This is a genomic window from Streptomyces sp. NPDC007896, assembly GCF_042959425.1.
Classification (GTDB): Bacteria; Actinomycetota; Actinomycetes; order Streptomycetales; family Streptomycetaceae; genus Streptomyces.
Genome location: NZ_JBIBKX010000007.1, coordinates 498,747 through 514,507, shown reverse-complemented (window position 1 = coordinate 514,507; position 15,761 = coordinate 498,747). Strand labels below are relative to the sequence as shown.

The 15,761-nt window shown below is 69.4% G+C and carries 15 protein-coding genes; 7 read left to right on the top strand and 8 right to left on the bottom strand.

Going from position 1 to position 15,761, the window contains the following annotated elements:
* Positions 1-1,159: 1,159 nt before the first annotated feature.
* The 7 genes from ACFZDJ_RS25070 to ACFZDJ_RS25040 all read left to right on the top strand — a co-directional run bounded on the left by ACFZDJ_RS25070 (position 1,160) and on the right by ACFZDJ_RS25040 (position 6,872).
* On the top strand, positions 1,160-2,224 hold the full coding sequence (locus ACFZDJ_RS25070) for a Rieske 2Fe-2S domain-containing protein (RefSeq protein WP_391061618.1): 1,065 nt from the start codon (positions 1,160-1,162) through the stop codon (positions 2,222-2,224).
* Positions 2,221-2,412 carry a hypothetical protein gene (locus ACFZDJ_RS25065; protein WP_391061615.1) on the top strand — a complete coding sequence of 64 codons (192 nt, stop codon included), beginning with the start codon at positions 2,221-2,223 and terminating at the stop codon, positions 2,410-2,412. The genes ACFZDJ_RS25070 and ACFZDJ_RS25065 overlap by 4 nt, the downstream gene beginning before the upstream one ends.
* Positions 2,409-3,344: a 2Fe-2S iron-sulfur cluster-binding protein gene (locus tag ACFZDJ_RS25060; RefSeq protein WP_391061612.1), complete on the top strand. Its 936-nt coding sequence runs from the start codon at positions 2,409-2,411 to the stop codon at positions 3,342-3,344. The genes ACFZDJ_RS25065 and ACFZDJ_RS25060 overlap by 4 nt, the downstream gene beginning before the upstream one ends.
* A gap of 177 nt (positions 3,345-3,521) precedes the next feature.
* Complete coding sequence (locus ACFZDJ_RS25055; protein WP_391061609.1) at positions 3,522-4,493, top strand: ABC transporter substrate-binding protein; 972 nt, start codon at positions 3,522-3,524, stop codon at positions 4,491-4,493.
* On the top strand, positions 4,490-5,263 hold the full coding sequence (locus ACFZDJ_RS25050; protein WP_391061605.1) for an ABC transporter permease subunit: 774 nt from the start codon (positions 4,490-4,492) through the stop codon (positions 5,261-5,263). The genes ACFZDJ_RS25055 and ACFZDJ_RS25050 overlap by 4 nt, the downstream gene beginning before the upstream one ends.
* Positions 5,260-6,039, top strand: coding sequence for an ABC transporter permease subunit (locus ACFZDJ_RS25045; RefSeq protein WP_391061603.1), 780 nt, complete (start codon positions 5,260-5,262; stop codon positions 6,037-6,039). Before ACFZDJ_RS25050 ends, ACFZDJ_RS25045 begins: the two co-directional genes overlap by 4 nt.
* Before the next feature lie 20 nt (positions 6,040-6,059).
* Positions 6,060-6,872: an ATP-binding cassette domain-containing protein gene (locus ACFZDJ_RS25040; RefSeq protein ID WP_391061600.1), complete on the top strand. Its 813-nt coding sequence runs from the start codon at positions 6,060-6,062 to the stop codon at positions 6,870-6,872.
* A 58-nt stretch (positions 6,873-6,930) separates the two neighbouring features.
* On the opposite strand, the gene ACFZDJ_RS25035 is transcribed toward ACFZDJ_RS25040, so the two are convergent.
* From ACFZDJ_RS25035 to ACFZDJ_RS25000, 8 genes are all read right to left on the bottom strand, one after another.
* Positions 6,931-8,523, bottom strand: a complete 1,593-nt coding sequence (locus ACFZDJ_RS25035; protein WP_391061597.1) for an alpha-amylase family glycosyl hydrolase — start codon at positions 8,521-8,523, stop codon at positions 6,931-6,933.
* 30 nt (positions 8,524-8,553) lie between these two features.
* A complete protein-coding gene (locus ACFZDJ_RS25030) occupies positions 8,554-9,435 on the bottom strand; it encodes a carbohydrate ABC transporter permease (protein ID WP_054236069.1) in 882 nt (293 codons plus the stop codon).
* Positions 9,432-10,403: an ABC transporter permease subunit gene (locus tag ACFZDJ_RS25025; protein ID WP_390929053.1), complete on the bottom strand. Its 972-nt coding sequence runs from the start codon at positions 10,401-10,403 to the stop codon at positions 9,432-9,434. The genes ACFZDJ_RS25030 and ACFZDJ_RS25025 overlap by 4 nt, the downstream gene beginning before the upstream one ends.
* Before the next feature lie 8 nt (positions 10,404-10,411).
* Positions 10,412-11,761, bottom strand: a complete 1,350-nt coding sequence (locus ACFZDJ_RS25020) for an extracellular solute-binding protein (RefSeq protein ID WP_391061593.1) — start codon at positions 11,759-11,761, stop codon at positions 10,412-10,414.
* 158 nt (positions 11,762-11,919) lie between these two features.
* Positions 11,920-12,918, bottom strand: coding sequence for a LacI family DNA-binding transcriptional regulator (locus ACFZDJ_RS25015; RefSeq protein WP_385367969.1), 999 nt, complete (start codon positions 12,916-12,918; stop codon positions 11,920-11,922).
* A gap of 63 nt (positions 12,919-12,981) precedes the next feature.
* Positions 12,982-13,674 carry an FCD domain-containing protein gene (locus ACFZDJ_RS25010; RefSeq protein WP_391061591.1) on the bottom strand — a complete coding sequence of 231 codons (693 nt, stop codon included), beginning with the start codon at positions 13,672-13,674 and terminating at the stop codon, positions 12,982-12,984.
* A 58-nt stretch (positions 13,675-13,732) separates the two neighbouring features.
* On the bottom strand, positions 13,733-14,734 hold the full coding sequence (locus ACFZDJ_RS25005) for a proline racemase family protein (protein WP_390929057.1): 1,002 nt from the start codon (positions 14,732-14,734) through the stop codon (positions 13,733-13,735).
* Positions 14,735-14,791: 57 nt separating this feature from the next.
* Positions 14,792-15,688: a dihydrodipicolinate synthase family protein gene (locus ACFZDJ_RS25000; RefSeq protein ID WP_212726336.1), complete on the bottom strand. Its 897-nt coding sequence runs from the start codon at positions 15,686-15,688 to the stop codon at positions 14,792-14,794.
* Positions 15,689-15,761 lie beyond the last annotated feature (73 nt).

Sequence of the window (15,761 nt, the reverse complement as noted above, 5' to 3'; positions counted from 1 at the left end):
TGACCGTGGCGGAGGTGCGCGGGGTTATCGGCCCGGCCGCCGACCGTTTGCCCGATTCACTCCTCGCCCTCGACACCGCCAGCCCCGGCGTAGTCCACCTCCAGGACCAGCACGACGCGTTGAGCAAAGGTCGAGGCACGGATGCGGTGGCCCTGCGCCGAGTCGGCCCGACTCGGCCGTTGGCAGCACAGCGTTCAGCTCCTCGCCCCCCAACTGCCCAGCCAAGAGCAGGACTTACACCGCGCCACTCAAGGGGCCTCGCGGACCCATGAACTCGTCGAGGTACCAAGATTTTCCAGTTCGGCGTTGGTGACGGCGAGCCGACCGAGGCTGTGCTGATGTCGGCGCCGAGGAATGGCAGTTCCGGTGGTGTACCGGATGGTGCGAGAGCGCCGGCTGCCGCGCGAGGCGGCGGGGCCTCTGCCGCATGGCCCGACCACCGCGCGGCTCCTGGACGGCCCCTGAAACGCTCGGCAGGTCGGTTTCGGCCAGGAACCATTGATCCCGGGCCGTCACGCATCAGCCGTCCCGCCTGAAGACATTTCCGCAGGACATGATCACGAATGGCGACCACCACCAGCAGCGAAGAATCCGCTGGTCAGCCCCCGCCCCTGGCAGCCGACCACCGCCACTCAGTGCCTCTTCAGCGGCTCATCGGCCCGACTACTCGCCGCGCCACCCCCATCCGCAAGGCGAACCAGCACGCGACCTCACACCACCCTGACCAGCGGCAACACGCTCAACAGCCTGAAAGGGTGCGGATTCGACCCGGATTCGCCCCGAGGGCCCCAGACTCCAAAACAAACAGTAGTTGACCTGCAGTGATGCTGATTCTTGCCGCTGTACCGAGCATCCACCGACAGACGAGTAGCGCAATTGAAACTAAATGGACATTACTGGGCGATTAACGCCACGCTACAAGTAGTCGCACTCGCCGTCGCCGCCTCCGGCTCCCCCGAGCGCGAACCGAACGGCCGCACCACGCGGCACTCCACTCTGGCGACCAGGGGTTGCCAGAACAAGGCTCTGACCAGCCTCTTTACAGAAGTCCTTCCGCCTGGCAGAAGCCGTCTTGCCGAGCCGATGCAAGCCTCACGACCCTGATTCCAACCACGGCACGCGGGGCGACGACGCCCCGCCGACAGGGACGGGAACTGCCATGCCGCACATCACCGCTTTTGCCAGGAACCAGTGGTACGTCGCCGCCTACTCGCACGAGGTCGGGCGGGAGTTGCTCGGGCGGACGATCCTCGGTGAACCGCTCGTCTTCTACCGGACCGAGGACGACGGGACGGCCGTCGCCCTGGCGGACCGCTGTGTGCACCGCCGCTTCCCGCTCTCGGAGAGCCGGCTCGACGGCGACAGGATCGTGTGCGGGTACCACGGGTTCACGTACGACACGACCGGCAGCTGCGTGTACGTGCCGGGGCAAAAACGCATACCGCGCACGGCCCGGGTCGCCTCGTACCCCGTCGTCGAGCAGGATTCGTTCGTCTGGGTCTGGGTCGGCGACCCGGCGCTCGCCGACCCGGGGTCCGTCCCCCGCGCCCGGCACATGGACTCGCCGGACTGGACCACCGTCTGCGGCATGGAGCCCATCGACGCCGACTACGGGCTGCTGGTCGACAATCTGCTCGACCTCTCGCACGAGACGTATCTGCACGGCGGTTACATCGGCACCCCCGAGGTCGCCGAGACGCCGATCACCACCGAGGTCGACGAGGGCGCGGGCATCGTGCGGGTCAGCCGGCACATGGACGACGCCGAGTGTCCGCCGTTCTACGCCCGTTCGACCGGCATCGAGGGCCGGATCACCCGCTGGCAGGACATCGAGTACCACGCGCCGTGCCTGTATCTGCTGCACAGCCGGATCGCCCCGGTCGGGGTGCTGCCCGAGGCGGACGGCAGCGACCCGAACGGCTTCCACACCGAGATCACCTACGCGATCACTCCGTCGAGCGACGGCCATGTCTACGACTTCTGGGCGGTCTCCCGGGACTTCGCGAAGGAGGACGGGGAAGTCACCACGTTCCTGCGGGACTTCAACCACACCGTGGTGATGCAGGACGTGGACGCGCTCAACCTGCTGCAGAGGACGCTCGGCACCGAGCGGACGGGCTACCAGGAGCTGAGCATCAACATCGACACCGGCGGTCTCGCGGCCCGCCGCATCCTCGCCCGCCTGGTCGAGGAGGGCGACAAGCCGCTGGAGAAGGTCCTGTGACCACGCCTCCCCGCTTCGCGACCCGCGAGATCTACCGCATCGACTGGATCCCGGGCACCGATGTGCTGCACGGCACCTGTCACTGCGGTGCCGAGCACAGCGCCCAGGACCCGATCGAGATGTGGGAGTGGATGCTCGGCCACCCCGAAGGACATCGGCCGCAAGAGCCACGGAGGCTTGGATCATGAGCTCCTACGCATTCGAACTCGTCGTGGACAGCCGAGAGTTCGTCGCCGATGGCGTGCTCTGCCTCACCCTGCGCCATCCTCTCGGCGAGGAACTCCCCGCCTGGGAGCCCGGCGCCCATATCGACGTCGTGCTCGGGGTCGGCCTTGAGCGGCAGTACTCGCTGTGCGGGGATCCCGCGGACGGTCGGGCGTGGCGGATCGCGGTACTGCGGGAAGCGGACGGGCGCGGCGGATCCTCGTATGTGCACGAGCAGTTGGGCGTGGGCGACAAGGTCCGGGTCCGCGGCCCGCGCAACCACTTCGCGCTCGCGCCCGCCGCCCGCTACCGCTTCGTCGCGGGCGGCATCGGCATCACCCCGATCCTGCCGATGCTCGCCGCGGCGGAGGCGGCGGGCGCCGAGTGGACGCTGCTGTACGGCGGGCGGACACGTGACTCCATGGCGTTCACCGGGGAGTTGGAGCGATACGGGGATCGGGTGACGGTCGCCCCGCAGGACGAGTGCGGACTGCTGGAGCTCGACTCCGTCCTGACCGGGGTCCCCGAGGGCACGCTCGTCTACTGCTGCGGTCCCGGCCCGCTGCTGGACGCGGTGGAGGCCCGGTGCCCCGCCGGGCTGCTGCGCGTCGAGCGTTTCCGGCCGAAGGTTCAGGAGACGGGCGGGGACAGTGAGTTCGAGGTGGAGCTCGCGCGCAGCGGGCGTACGCTGACCGTCCCCGCGGATGTCTCCGTGCTCGACACCGTGCGCGGCGCGGGCGTCGAGGTGCTCTTCTCCTGCACCGAGGGCACCTGCGGGACCTGCGAGACGGACGTCCTGGAAGGGACCCCGGACCACCGGGACTCGGTGCTCACGGACCAGGAGCGGGAGGCGGGCGAGACCATGCTCATCTGCGTCTCCCGATGCCTCGGGAAGCGGCTCGTGCTGGACTTGTGAGCCGCGGGGTTCTGGAGGCCCGCCTCGGCGCGGGCCTCCAGACCCGACACCAACTGTCAACAATATTGTTAGCCAAAGCCATTGACCCCGCCGTACGAGGGCTCTACCTTCCCGCTGAGCACCCATTGCGGTGCGCGCACAGCCTGTCGGAACAATGTCGTCTGCACAGGAGGAGCCATGCGTCGTCTGCTCGCCGGTCTCGCGGTCGGATCCTTTCTGGTCGCCGCGTCGGCCTGCGGTTCGTCCGGCGGCGGTGGCGCCTCGGACAAGAACGCGTCGTCCGGCGGTACCACCACGGTCAAGGTCGGGGTCATCCCCATCGTCGATGTCGCGCCTCTCTACCTGGGCCAGCAGAAGGGCTTCTTCAGCAAGCGCGGCCTGAAGCTGTCCATGACGACCGCGCAGGGCGGCGCGGCGATCGTGCCGGGAGTGGTCAGTGGCCAGTTCCAGTTCGGGTTCAGCAACATGACCTCGCTGATGATCGCGCAGAGCCAGGACGTGCCCGTGAAGGCCGTCGTCAACGGCGTCGCCTCGACGGGCGTGGCGGGCAAGGACTTCGGCGCCATCACCGTGAAGAAGGGCAGCCCGATCACGTCCGCGAAGGAACTGGAGGGGAAGAAGGTCGCGGTCAACACGCTGAAGAACATCAACGAGACGGCGGTGCGCGAGTCGGTGCGCAAGGCGGGCGGTGACCCGTCCAGGGTGAAGTTCGTCGAGCTGGCCTTCGACCAGATGCCCGCCGCCCTCGACAGCGGTCAGATCGACGCCGCGATGGTGGTCGAGCCGGCGCTCGCCACCGTCAAGAGCCAGGGCGCCACGGAGATCGCCTCGTCCCTGGTCGACGTCGCCAAGGACCTCACCGTGGCGATGTACTTCACCTCGACGCAGTACGCGCAGAAGAACCCCGACGTGGTGAAGAAGTTCCAGGAGGCGACCGCGGAGTCCCTCGCCTACGCCGACGCCCACCCGGACGAGGTCCGTCAGGCCGTCACCACGTACACGAAGATCCCGGCGGCGACACTGGCCCAGGTCACCCTCCCGAAGTGGCCGGCCGAGCCGAACCGCACGTCGATCGAGGCGCTGGAGAAACTGGGCGAGCGGGACGGGCTGTTCAAGTCGACGCCCGACCTCGACAAGCTGCTGCCGTGAGGGGTGCGAACGCCTCCCTGGGCGCAGCCGGGCTCGCGGCCTTCCTCGCGCTGGGCGAGGCGGTGCCGCGGCTCGGTCTCGTCAAGGAGGCGTACTTCCCGCCGACCAGCCGCATCGCCGACGCGCTCGGCCAGGAGGTCACCGACCACGCCTTCTGGACGGCGCTCGGCGACACCCTGACCGGCTGGGCGCTGGGCCTGGCGATCGCGGTCGGCGCGGGTGTCGTCGTGGGGCTGCTCGTCTCGGTCGTGCCGTATCTGCGCGAGGCCACCGCCTCGACCATCGAGTTCCTGCGCCCGATCCCCTCCGTCGCCCTGATCCCCCTCGCCGTCCTGCTCTACGGCACCGAACTGCGCTCCGTCCTCCTCCTCGTCGTGTACGCCTCGTTCTGGCAGGTCCTCGTCCAGGTCCTGTACGGCGTCCAGGACGTCGACCCGGTCGCCGAGGAGACGGCCCGCTCGTACGGTCTCGGCCCGTGGGCACGCGTCCGGCATGTCCTGTGGCCCACGGCCCTCCCGTACGTCATGACGGGCGTCCGACTCGCCGCCTCGGTCGCCCTCATCCTCGCCGTGACCGCCGAACTCGTCATCGGAGCACCGGGGTTGGGTGCGCGGATCGCGGTCGCCGAGTCCTCGCAGGCGGTCCCCGACATGTACGCGCTGGTGGTGGTCACCGGTCTGCTCGGGCTGTTCATCAACGTGGGTGCCCGCACGGTGGAGCGCAGGGCGCTGGCCTGGCACCAGTCGGTGCGCGGGGAGGTGATGGTGTGAGGTCCTTCCTGCTGCGGCTGTTCTTCGTCGTCGCGCTGCCCGCGCTGCTCGTCGCGCTCTGGTGGCTGGCGTCCGACGGCAGTACGAACGTGTACTGGCCGCCGCTGCGCACGATCCTCAGGACCTTCCCGGACGTCTGGACGAGCGAGCGGCTGCGCTCCGACCTCGTGCCCAGCGTGCTGCGTCTGCTCGCCGGTTACGCGGCGGCGGCCGTCGTGGGCGTGGCGCTGGGCACGGTCATCGGCTCGTACCGGCGGGTGCGGGCCGTGTGCGAGCCGGTCCTCGAATTCCTGCGCGCGGTTCCGCCTCCCGTCCTGGTCCCCGTCATCATGTTGTTCGCCGGCATCGGCGACACGATGAAGATCGCCGTGATCGCGAGCGGCTGTGTCTGGCCGATCCTGCTCAACACGGTCGAGGGCGTTCGGGCGGTCGATGCGGTGATGGCGCAGACGGCGCGCTCGTACGGCATCACGGGCGTGGCCCGGCTGCGCAGCGTGGTCCTGCGTGCGGCGAGCCCGCAGATCTTCGCGGGTCTGCGCCAGGCCCTGTCCATCGGGATCATCCTGATGGTCATCAGCGAGATGTTCGCGGCCAGCAACGGCCTCGGCTTCACCGTCGTCCAGTTCCAGCGGAGCTTCGCGATCCCCGACATGTGGACCGGAATCCTCGTCCTGGGCCTGCTCGGTTTCCTTCTCTCGGTCGTCTTCCAACTGGTCGAGCGCCGGGTGCTCGGCTGGTACCACGGTCTGCGCGCGGTGTCCCGGCGGTCCCCGTGAAGCTCGCGAAAGGGCGGTCCATGCACGGGTCTCTTGTCGTATCCGGCCTGAACAAGGTCTACGAGGGTTCCGGCCGCCGGGTGGAGGCGGTACGGGACCTCACCTTCACCGTCGAGGCGGGCGAACTCGTCTGTCTGGTCGGCCCGTCGGGATGCGGCAAGACCACGCTCCTGAAGTGCATGGGCGGGCTGCTGACGCCGACGGCGGGCGAAGTACGGCTGAACGACCGCCCGGTGAGCGGTCCGCCGCCGGGGATGGCGTTCGTGTTCCAGGAGTACGGACGCAGTCTGTTCCCCTGGATGCGGGTGCGGGAGAACGTCGAACTGCCCTTGAAGCAGAAGCCGTTGAGCAAGGTGCGGCGCCGGGAGCTGGTCGCGGACGCGTTGGAGTCGGTCGGGCTCACGGATGCCGCGGGAGCCTACCCGTGGCAGCTGTCCGGCGGGATGCAGCAGCGCGTCGCGATCGCCCGCGCGCTCGCGTACGAGCCCGACGTCCTGCTGATGGACGAGCCGTTCGCGGCGGTGGACGCGCAGACCCGGGCCGAACTGGAGGACCTGGTGCGCGGCCTGTGGCGGGAGCGCGGCATCACGATCCTGTTCGTCACCCACGACATCGACGAGGCCGTGTACCTCGGCGAACGGGTCCTGATCCTCTCCGCCTCCCCCACCGTCGTACAGGAGCAGCTGAAGGTCGATCTCCCCGACGAGCGGGACCAGTTGCACACCCGGGTCGCCCCGCGCTTCGCCGAACTGCGGACCCATGTGTACGAGCAGATCCAGGCGGCGAAGCGCGGGGGGACCGATACCGGTCCCCCCGAAAAGACGCTCACCTGAGGTGCGCCTCCATCTCAGTCAAGCGAGGGTGCCCTGGGTGTAATGAGTCGACGCGGTCTCAGCCGCGCAGCCAGACCGCCGTGTCCTTCGGCAGTCGCCCCTGTGGGTCCGGGGGACCGCTGCCGAGGAGAAGTCGGGAGTGGGCGGGGAGGTCGGCGGGGGCGTCGGCGAGGTTCACGACGCACAGCAGCCGCCCCTCCTGTCCGGGCCGGGCGAAGGCGAGCACCCCCTCGGGCGCGGGCAGCCAGGTGAGCGGGCCGTCGCCGAACTCCGGCCTGATCCTCAGGGCCGCGCGGTAGAGGGAGAGCATCGAGCCGGGGTCGGCGGCCTGGAGGTCGGCGGCGTACGCGGACCAGCCGTTCGGCTGCGGCAGCCATGGCTCGCCGCCGAAGCCCGCGTACGGCGCGCCGGCCGTCCACGGGAGCGGGACCCGGCAGCCGTCCCGGCCCGGGTCGGTGCCGCCGGAGCGGAAGTGCATGGGGTCCTGGATGCGGTCGCGGGGTATCTCGGCCTCGGGCAGGCCCAGCTCCTCGCCCTGGTAGAGGTAGACGGCGCCGGGCAGGGCGAGGGAGAGCAGGGCGGCGGCGCGGGCCCGGCGGGTGCCGAGAGCGAGGTCGGTCGGGGTGCCGAAGGCCTTGGTGGCGAAGTCGAAGCCGGTGTCGGCGCGGCCGTAGCGGGTGACCGTGCGGGTCACGTCGTGGTTGCACAGCACCCAGGTGGCGGGCGCGCCGACCGGGGCGTGTTCGGCGAGGGTCTCGTCGATGGACGTCCGCAGGCGTCCCGCGTCCCAGGGGCAGGACAGGAAGGAGAAGTTGAAGGCGGTGTGGAGTTCGTCGGGGCGCAGATAGCGGGCGAAGCGCTCGGTGTCGGGGAGCCAGACCTCACCGACGAAGATGCCGTCGTAGGCGTCGGCGACCGTGCGCCAGGAGCGGTAGATGTCGTGGAGCTCGTCGCGGTCGACGTACGGATGCGGATCGCGGCCCTCGACGAAGTCGGGGAGGTCCGGGTCCTTGGCGAGCAGGGCGGCCGAGTCGATGCGGACGCCCGCCACGCCGCGCTCGAACCAGAACCGCAGGATCTCCTCGTGTTCCTGGCGGACGGCGGGGTGCGCCCAGTTGAGGTCGGGCTGCTCGGGGGTGAACAGGTGGAGGTACCAGGTGCCGTCGGGCAGCCGGGTCCAGACGGGCTCGGCGGAGCCGGCGAACTGGGACGGCCAGTCGTTGGGCGGGAGTTCGCCGTGTTCGCCGCGTCCGGGACGGAAGTGGAAGAGCTCGCGTTCGGGTCCCGCGGCCAAGGCGGCCCGGAACCAGGGATGTTGGTCGGAGACGTGGTTGGGCACGATGTCGACGAGCGTGCGGATGCCCAGCTCCTTCGCCTCGGCGATGAGCTTCTCCGCCTCGGCGAGCGTCCCGAAGGCCGGATCGATGACACGGTAGTCGGCGACGTCGTAGCCACCGTCCTTCATCGGGGACAGGTACCAGGGGTTGAACCACAGGGCGTTCACGCCGAGTTCGGCGAGATACGGGAGTTTGGCGCGGACGCCCGCGAGGTCGCCGGTGCCGTCGCCGTCGCCGTCCGCGAAGCTGCGGACGTACACCTGGTAGATGACGGCGGAGCGCCACCAGTTCTGGGCATGGGTGGGCTGTCCCACGGTGCCTGCCTTTCTGTTGCGGGGTCGGTGTCAGCCCTTCGTGCTGCCCGCGCTGATCCCGGCGATGATGTGCCGCTGGAACACCAGGAACATCAGGACCATGGGGATGCTGGCGATCACCATCGCGGCGATGAGCACGGTCAGCTGGATGTTCTGCGACAGCTGGACGAGCGCCACGCTGATCGGCTGCTTGTCGGTGTCGGAGAAGACCATCAACGGCCAGAGGAAGTCCTGCCAGACGGCGACCAGGGCGAAGATCGACACGACTCCCAGGACGGGGCGGGACATGGGCAGCACGATGGACCAGAGGGTACGCAGCCGTCCGGCGCCGTCGATCTCGGCGGCCTCCAGGACATCGCGCGGGATCTGGTCGAAGAAGCGCTTGAGGAGATAGAGGTTGAAGGCGTTGGCCACGGCGGGCAGCCAGATGCCGAGCGGGTCGTTGAGCAGGCTGGTGTGGATCAGCGGGAGGTCGGCGACGGTCAGGTACTTCGGCACGACCAGCGCCTGCGCCGGGACCATCAGGGTGGCGAGGATGCCGCCGAGGATCACCTTGCCGAAGGCCGGCTTCAGCTTGGAGAGGGCGTACGCGGCGGCCGTGCAGAACACGAGTTGGAGCAGCCAGGCGCCGGCGGCCTGCACCACCGTGTTCCATAGGTGGGTGGGCAGGTCCATCAGGTCCCAGGCGTCGGTGTAGCCGCTGAGATGCCACGCCTGGGGCACGAGGGTCGGCGGGGTCCGCGTCACCTCGTCCGGGGACTTCATCGCGCCGGTGACCATCCAGTAGACCGGGAAGAGGAAGGCGAGCGCGAAGAGCAGGACGACGGCTGTGAAGACGGTCCAGTAGAGGGCCTTGCCGCGGGGGCGGGCGAGGGTGAGCGGGGAGACCAGGGTGCGGGTGCCGCTGCTCATGAGTACTCCTCCCCCGACGAGCGGGTCAGCCGCAGATAGACCGCGGAGAAGAGGCCGAGCAGCACGAGGAGCATGACGCTCAGCGCGCACGCGCCGCCGAAGTCGTTGTAGAGGAACGCGTACTTGTAGATGAGGTAGAGGACGGTGACCGTGGCGTTCTCGGGGCCGCCGCCGGTGATGACGAACGGCTCGGTGAAGACCTGCATCGTGGCGATGATCTGAAGCAGCATCAGCATGAGGACGATGAACCGGGTCTGTGGGATCGTCACGTGCCGGATGCGCTGGAGGATGTTCGCGCCGTCCAGTTCCGCCGCCTCGTACAGCTCCCCCGGGATGCCCTGGAGCGCGGCCAGATAGATCAGGACCGTGCCGCCCATGTTGGCCCAGGTGGCCACGATGACCAGGGAGAGAAGCGCGGTGTCGGCGCCGTTGGACCAGTTCGAGGTGGGCAGGTGCAGAAAGCGCAGCGCCTCGTTGGCGAGGCCCGCTCCGGGATCGTAGAACCACTTCCACAGCAGTGCGCTGACCACCGGCGGGATCATCACCGGCAGGTACACCACGACCCTGAAGAAGGCCTTCGCGTGCCGGAGTTCGTTGAGGACCAGGGCCATCACGAACGGGACGGCGAAGCCGATGAGCAGGGCGAGGAGCGTGAAGGTGAACGTGTTGCGCCACGCCGCGGTGAACTCCGGGTCGTGGAAGACACGGGTGAAGTTGGCGGTGCCGACCCACTGGGGCGGTGAGCCCGGCGTGTACTTCTGGAAGGCGATCACGACCGCGCGGATCGCCGGGTACCAGGAGAACAGCGCGAAGCAGAGCAGGCCGCCGACGAGGAAGGCGTACGCGCGGGACTGGTCGGCCAGGCGCCGGCGCCACGGGCCTCCCGCCCGGCGCCCGGCCGACCGCGGTACCTCCGGCGCGCCGACGGCGGCCGGAGGAAGCACCACGGGCTTCGATGCGGTCTTCATACGCGTGGTCAGCCCCGGGCCAGGATGGAGTCGATCTTCCCGGAGGCGTCCTTGAGGAGCTGGTCGATGTTCGCGTCCTTCTTGGTGAGGACCGCGGAGACGGCTCCGTCGAGGACCGAGTAGATCTGCTGGGCCTGGGGCGGCTCGATCTTCATCTGCAGGCTCTGGTTGCCGTCCAGGAAGGCCTGGTAGTTCTCCACGGGCACATTGGCGTTGGCCTTCTTGACCTGCTGGTCCTTGGCGTCGGCGGCGCCGGTGAAGAGGCGGGGCTCGGGGAGGCCGACGGGGGCGTTGTTCTGCTTGGCGCGGGCGTAGTCGCCGAGGAAGCCCTTGCCGGGGGTGAGGAACATGTGGTCGAGCCACTTCAGGCCGGCCTTGATCTGCTCCGGGCTGTCCTTCTTGTTGAACATGTAGCCGTCGCCGCCGATGAGCGTGCCCTTGCCGCCGGGCATGGGCGCGAGGGCGAGGTCCTTGTAGTTGCCTCCCTTCTCCTTGACGAGGATCGGGATGTTGTCGGGCGCGGAGAGGTACATGCCGAGCTTGCCGGAGCCCATCAGCTGCTGGACGTCGTTGATGACGAGGAGCTGCTTGCTGCCCATGGAGTTGTCGCTCCAGCGCATGTCGTGCAGGTTCTGCAGGACGGCCTTGCCCTCCGGGGTGTCGACGCTGGCCTTCTTGCCGTCCGGCGCCACGACGTCGCCGCCCTGCGAGTACATCTCGGCGGTGAAGTGCCAGCCGCCCTGGTTCTGGGCGCTGTAGTCGGCGTAGCCGACGGTGCCGCCGCCGAGCGCGGCTATCTTCTTGGCGTCCGCGCGCACTTCTTCCCAGGTCGCCGGGGGCTTGTCGGGGTCGAGACCGGCCTTCTGGAAGAGCTTGCGGTTGTAGATGAGTCCCATCGAGTAGCCAGTGCGCGGCACTCCGTAGATCTTGCCGTCGACGGTGTAGATGTCGCGCAGTTGCTGCTGGATGGTGCCGTAGCTCTTGAGGTCCTTGACGTACGACGTGATGTCGGCGGCCTGGTTGATGTCGACGACGTGCTTGGAATCGGTGAAGTACGTGTAGAAGACGTCCTCCATCTGGCCGCCGGCGAGCTTGGCGTCGAACGTCTTGGGGTCCTGGCAGGGGAACGCGTCGTGCGCGACGACGTCGATGTCCGGGTTCTGCTTCTCGAACGCCTTGATGTCGGCCTCGAAGAACGAGCGGTCGACCTTGGCGCTCTTCGGAGGCATGCAGTTGACCGTGATGCGGGTCTTGCCACCCGCGGAGCCGTCGTCGCTGCCACCGCAGGCGGTGGCGGTGAGCGCGAGGGCGGACGCCGTGAGCACGACGAAGGTACGGCGGAACCCGGTAGTTCTCATCGGTGGACCCCTTTGGGCAGGAGCGAGGAAGGCCCACGGGGGCGCGCCACCTTGATCTGGCGCACCGCCGTGTGCTGGCGCCGCACACTCAAGCACCGCCGACAAGGGTCCGCAAGATGTCGCGCAGAATCTGGAATTATTTGACAGGAGAGTGGATCTCAGCGGCGGGGCGCTTGCGCGGTGGACCCCCGGACCACCAACTCCGGTTCGAACAGGAGCTCTTCGGCGGTGACGCTGCTCCCGCCGATCTGGGCGTTCAGCAGCTCGACGGCCGCCCGGCCCATCGACTCGATGGGCTGGCGGACGGTGGTCAGGGGCGGCTCGGTGCAGTTCATCAGCGCGGAGTCGTCGTAGCCGACGACGGACACCTGCGAGGGCACGCCGAGTCCCTTGCGGCGGGCGGCGCGCACGACACCGAGGGCGAGCGGGTCGCTGGCGCAGATGAAGCCGGTGACCCCGCGGTCGATGAGCCGGGCGGCCGCCGCGTGGCCGCCCTCGATCGAGAACATGGCCCGCGCGATGTGCGCGTCGGGCAGCTCGGGGGCGAGTGCGCGGGCCGCCGCCAGCTTCCGCGCCGAGGGCATGTGGTCGGCGGGCCCGAGGACCAGACCGATGCGCTCGTGACCGAGCGAGACGAGGTGGCGCCAGGCCTGCTCGACCGCCACGGCGTCGTCGCAGGAGACGCACGGGAAGCCGAGGTGCTCGATGGCCGCGTTCACCAGCACCACCGGGATGTTGCGGTCCGCGAGCTGCCGGTAGTGCTCGTGCGGGGCGTCGGCCTGCGCGTACAGTCCGCCCGCGAACACCACACCGGAGACCTGTTGCTGGAGCAGCAGGTCCACGTAGTCCGCCTCGGAGACGCCGCCCTTCGTCTGGGTGCAGAGCACCGGCGTCAGCCCGAGCTGGGCGAGCGCGCCGCCGATCACTTCGGCGAACGCCGGGAAGATCGGGTTCTGCAGCTCGGGCAGGACGAGCCCCACGAGCCGCGCGCGTTCTCCGCGCAGCTGGGTGGGCCGCTCGTAGCCGAGCACGTCCAGCGCCGAGAGCACCGCCTGCCGGGTGGAGTCGGAGACGCCGGGCTTCCCGTTGAGCACCCGGCTGACCGTGGCCTCGCTGACCCCGACCTTCTTCGCCACCTGAGCAAGTCGTCGCGTCATGCGCGCAAGAATAGCGCAAGAAATGCAAGTCGCTTGCGTAACACTCACTTGACCCGGCCGAACCTAGCGGGCCGCCCACAGGCCACGGACATGGCCCAGGTGCCGGGTCATGACCCGGCGTACGGCCTCGGGGTCGCGGTCCACCAGGGCGTCGAGGAGTTCGAGGTGCTCCTCGGCGGAGTCCTGGAGGCGGCCCGCCTCGACCAGGGCGTTGAGGCCGTACAGGCGCGAGCGCTTGCGGAGGTCGCCGACGACCTCGACCAGGTGGGAGTTGCCCGCGAGGGCGAGCAGACCGAGGTGGAAGCGGATGTCCGCCTCGACGTAGGCGATGAGGTCACCGGCCGCCGCCGCGGTCACGATCTCCCGGGCGGCGGGACGCAGCGCCTCCAGGGAGACCGGGTCCGCGGTGGTGGCCAACTGCACCGTGGTGGGGATCTCGATCAGCGAGCGGATGTGGGTGTACTCGTCGAGCTGCTTCTCCGAGACCGCGGTGACCCGGAAGCCCTTGTTGGGCACCGTGTCGACGAGGCCCTCCTTGGCGAGGTCGAGCATGGCCTCGCGCACCGGTGTCGCCGAGACGCCGAAGCGGGCGGCGAGCGTCGGCGCGGAGTACACCTCGCCGGCCCGCAGTTCACCCGCGATCAGCGCGGCCCGCAGGGCGTCGGCGACGCGCTCGCGGTAGCTGCTCTTCTTGCCGCCGAGGACGGGCAGGGCGGCGGGAGCGGCGGAGGGTGCGCTACTGCGCGTGGCGGGCATGGGTCGACTCCTCGTACGGCATGGCGGGTTTGTGCAATGTCACGTGACATCAGTATCTCTAGAGCACGAAACCCGCCGGGAACGGGTCGGTCGGGTCCAGGAGGTACTGGGCCGTGCCGGTGATCCAGGCGCGACCGGTGAAGCTGGGCAGTACGGCGGGGATTCCGGCGACCTCGGTCGTGCCGAGCAGTCGTCCCGTGAACTGCGTCCCGATGAAGGACTCGTTCACGAAGTCCGTGTGCAGGGGGAGTTCACCCCGGGCGTGCAGTTGCGCCATGCGCGCGCTGGTGCCCGTACCGCAGGGCGAGCGGTCGAACCAGCCGGGGTGGATCGCCATGGCGTGGCGCGAGTGGCGGGCGGTGGCGCCGGGCGCGTACAGGTGGACGTGGTGGCAGCCGCGGATGGACGGGTCCTCGGGATGGACCGGCTCGTCCTCGGCGTTGACGACCTCCATCAGCGACAGTCCGGCGGCGAGGATCTCCTCCTTTCGCGACCGGTCGAAGGGCAGGCCGAGCTGCTCCAGGGGCAGGATGGCGTAGAAGTTGCCGCCGTACGCGAGGTCGTACGTCACCGTCCGGCCGTCGGGCAGGGTGGCCTTGCGGTCGAGGCCCGCCGAGAAGGACGGCACGTTCTTGAGCGTGACCGCGCGGGCGGCGCCGTCCTCGACCGCGACCTCGGCGACGACGAGGCCCGCCGGGGTGTCGAGCCGGATCGTGGTGACCGGCTCGACGACCTCGACCATGCCGGTCTCCACCAGGACCGTCGCCACGCCGATGGTGCCGTGCCCGCACATCGGGAGATAGCCCGACACCTCGATGTAGAGGACGCCGTAGTCGCAGTCCGGGCGGGTGGGCGGCTGGAGGATGGCGCCGCTCATCGCGGAGTGGCCGCGCGGCTCGTTCATCAGGAGTTGCTTGATGTCGTCGCGGTGCTCGCGGAAATACAGCCGCCGCTCGTTCATGGTCGCGCCGGGGATGGTCCCGATGCCGCCGGTGATCACCCGGGTGGGCATGCCCTCGGTGTGCGAGTCGACGGCGTGCAGGACGAGTTTGCTGCGCATGGGATCTCCGTAACTCCTGCTGTTCGCGGGGAACTTGGCTTGATCGAGGAGCGGCGCTCAGGCGAGACCGGCGGCGAGGGCCTTCTCGGTGGCGGCGCGGACCGCGGCCTCCTGCTCGGGCCGCAGCGGGACGCGCGGTGGACGCACCCGCCCGCCGTGCCGGCCCACGATGTCCATGGAAAGTTTGATGGCCTGGACGAACTCGACCTGGGAGTCCCAGCGCAGCAGTGGGTGCAATTGGCGGTAGAGCAGCCGTGCCGTGTCGAGGTCGCCCTCGACGGCGGCGTGGTACAGCTCGACGCTCGCGGCGGGCAGCGCGTTCGGGTAGCCGGCCACCCAGCCCTTGGCGCCCGCGACGGCGAGCTCCAGCAGGACGTCGTCGGCGCCGATCAACAGGTCGAGTTCGGGGGCGAGTTCGGCGATCCGGTAGGCGCGGCGGACATCGCCGGAGAACTCCTTGACGCCGTGGATGTAGCCCTCCGCGTGCAGCTTCGCGAGCAGCTCGGGCACCAGGTCGACCTTGGTGTCGATGGGGTTGTTGTACGCGACGACCGGGACGCCCGCCTCGGCGACCGCCTCGTAGTGGGCCAGGACGGAACGCTCGTCGGCGCGGTAGGCGTTCGGCGGCAGCAGCATCACGGACCGGCAGCCGGCGTCGCGGGCCTGCTCGGCCCAGCGGCGGGCCTCGGCGGAGCCGTAGGCGGCGACGCCGGGCATCACGCGGGAGCCGCCGATCGCCGACACCGCCGTCTCGACGACCTTCGCGCGCTCCTCGGGCGTGAGCACCTGGTACTCGCCCAGCGAGCCGTTCGGTACGACCCCGTCACAGCCGTTCTCGACGAGCCAGGCGCAGTGCTGCGCGTAGCGGTCGTAGTCGACGGAGAGGTCGTCGTTCAGCGGGAGCGCGGTGGCGACGAGGACGCCGCGCCAGGGACGGTTCTCGGTGGCGGTCATGAGCGGTTCCCTCCATGGTGTGTGACATTTTACTGATGTTCGGTCGCGGTGGGGCGGTGCGGCACGAAGGTGG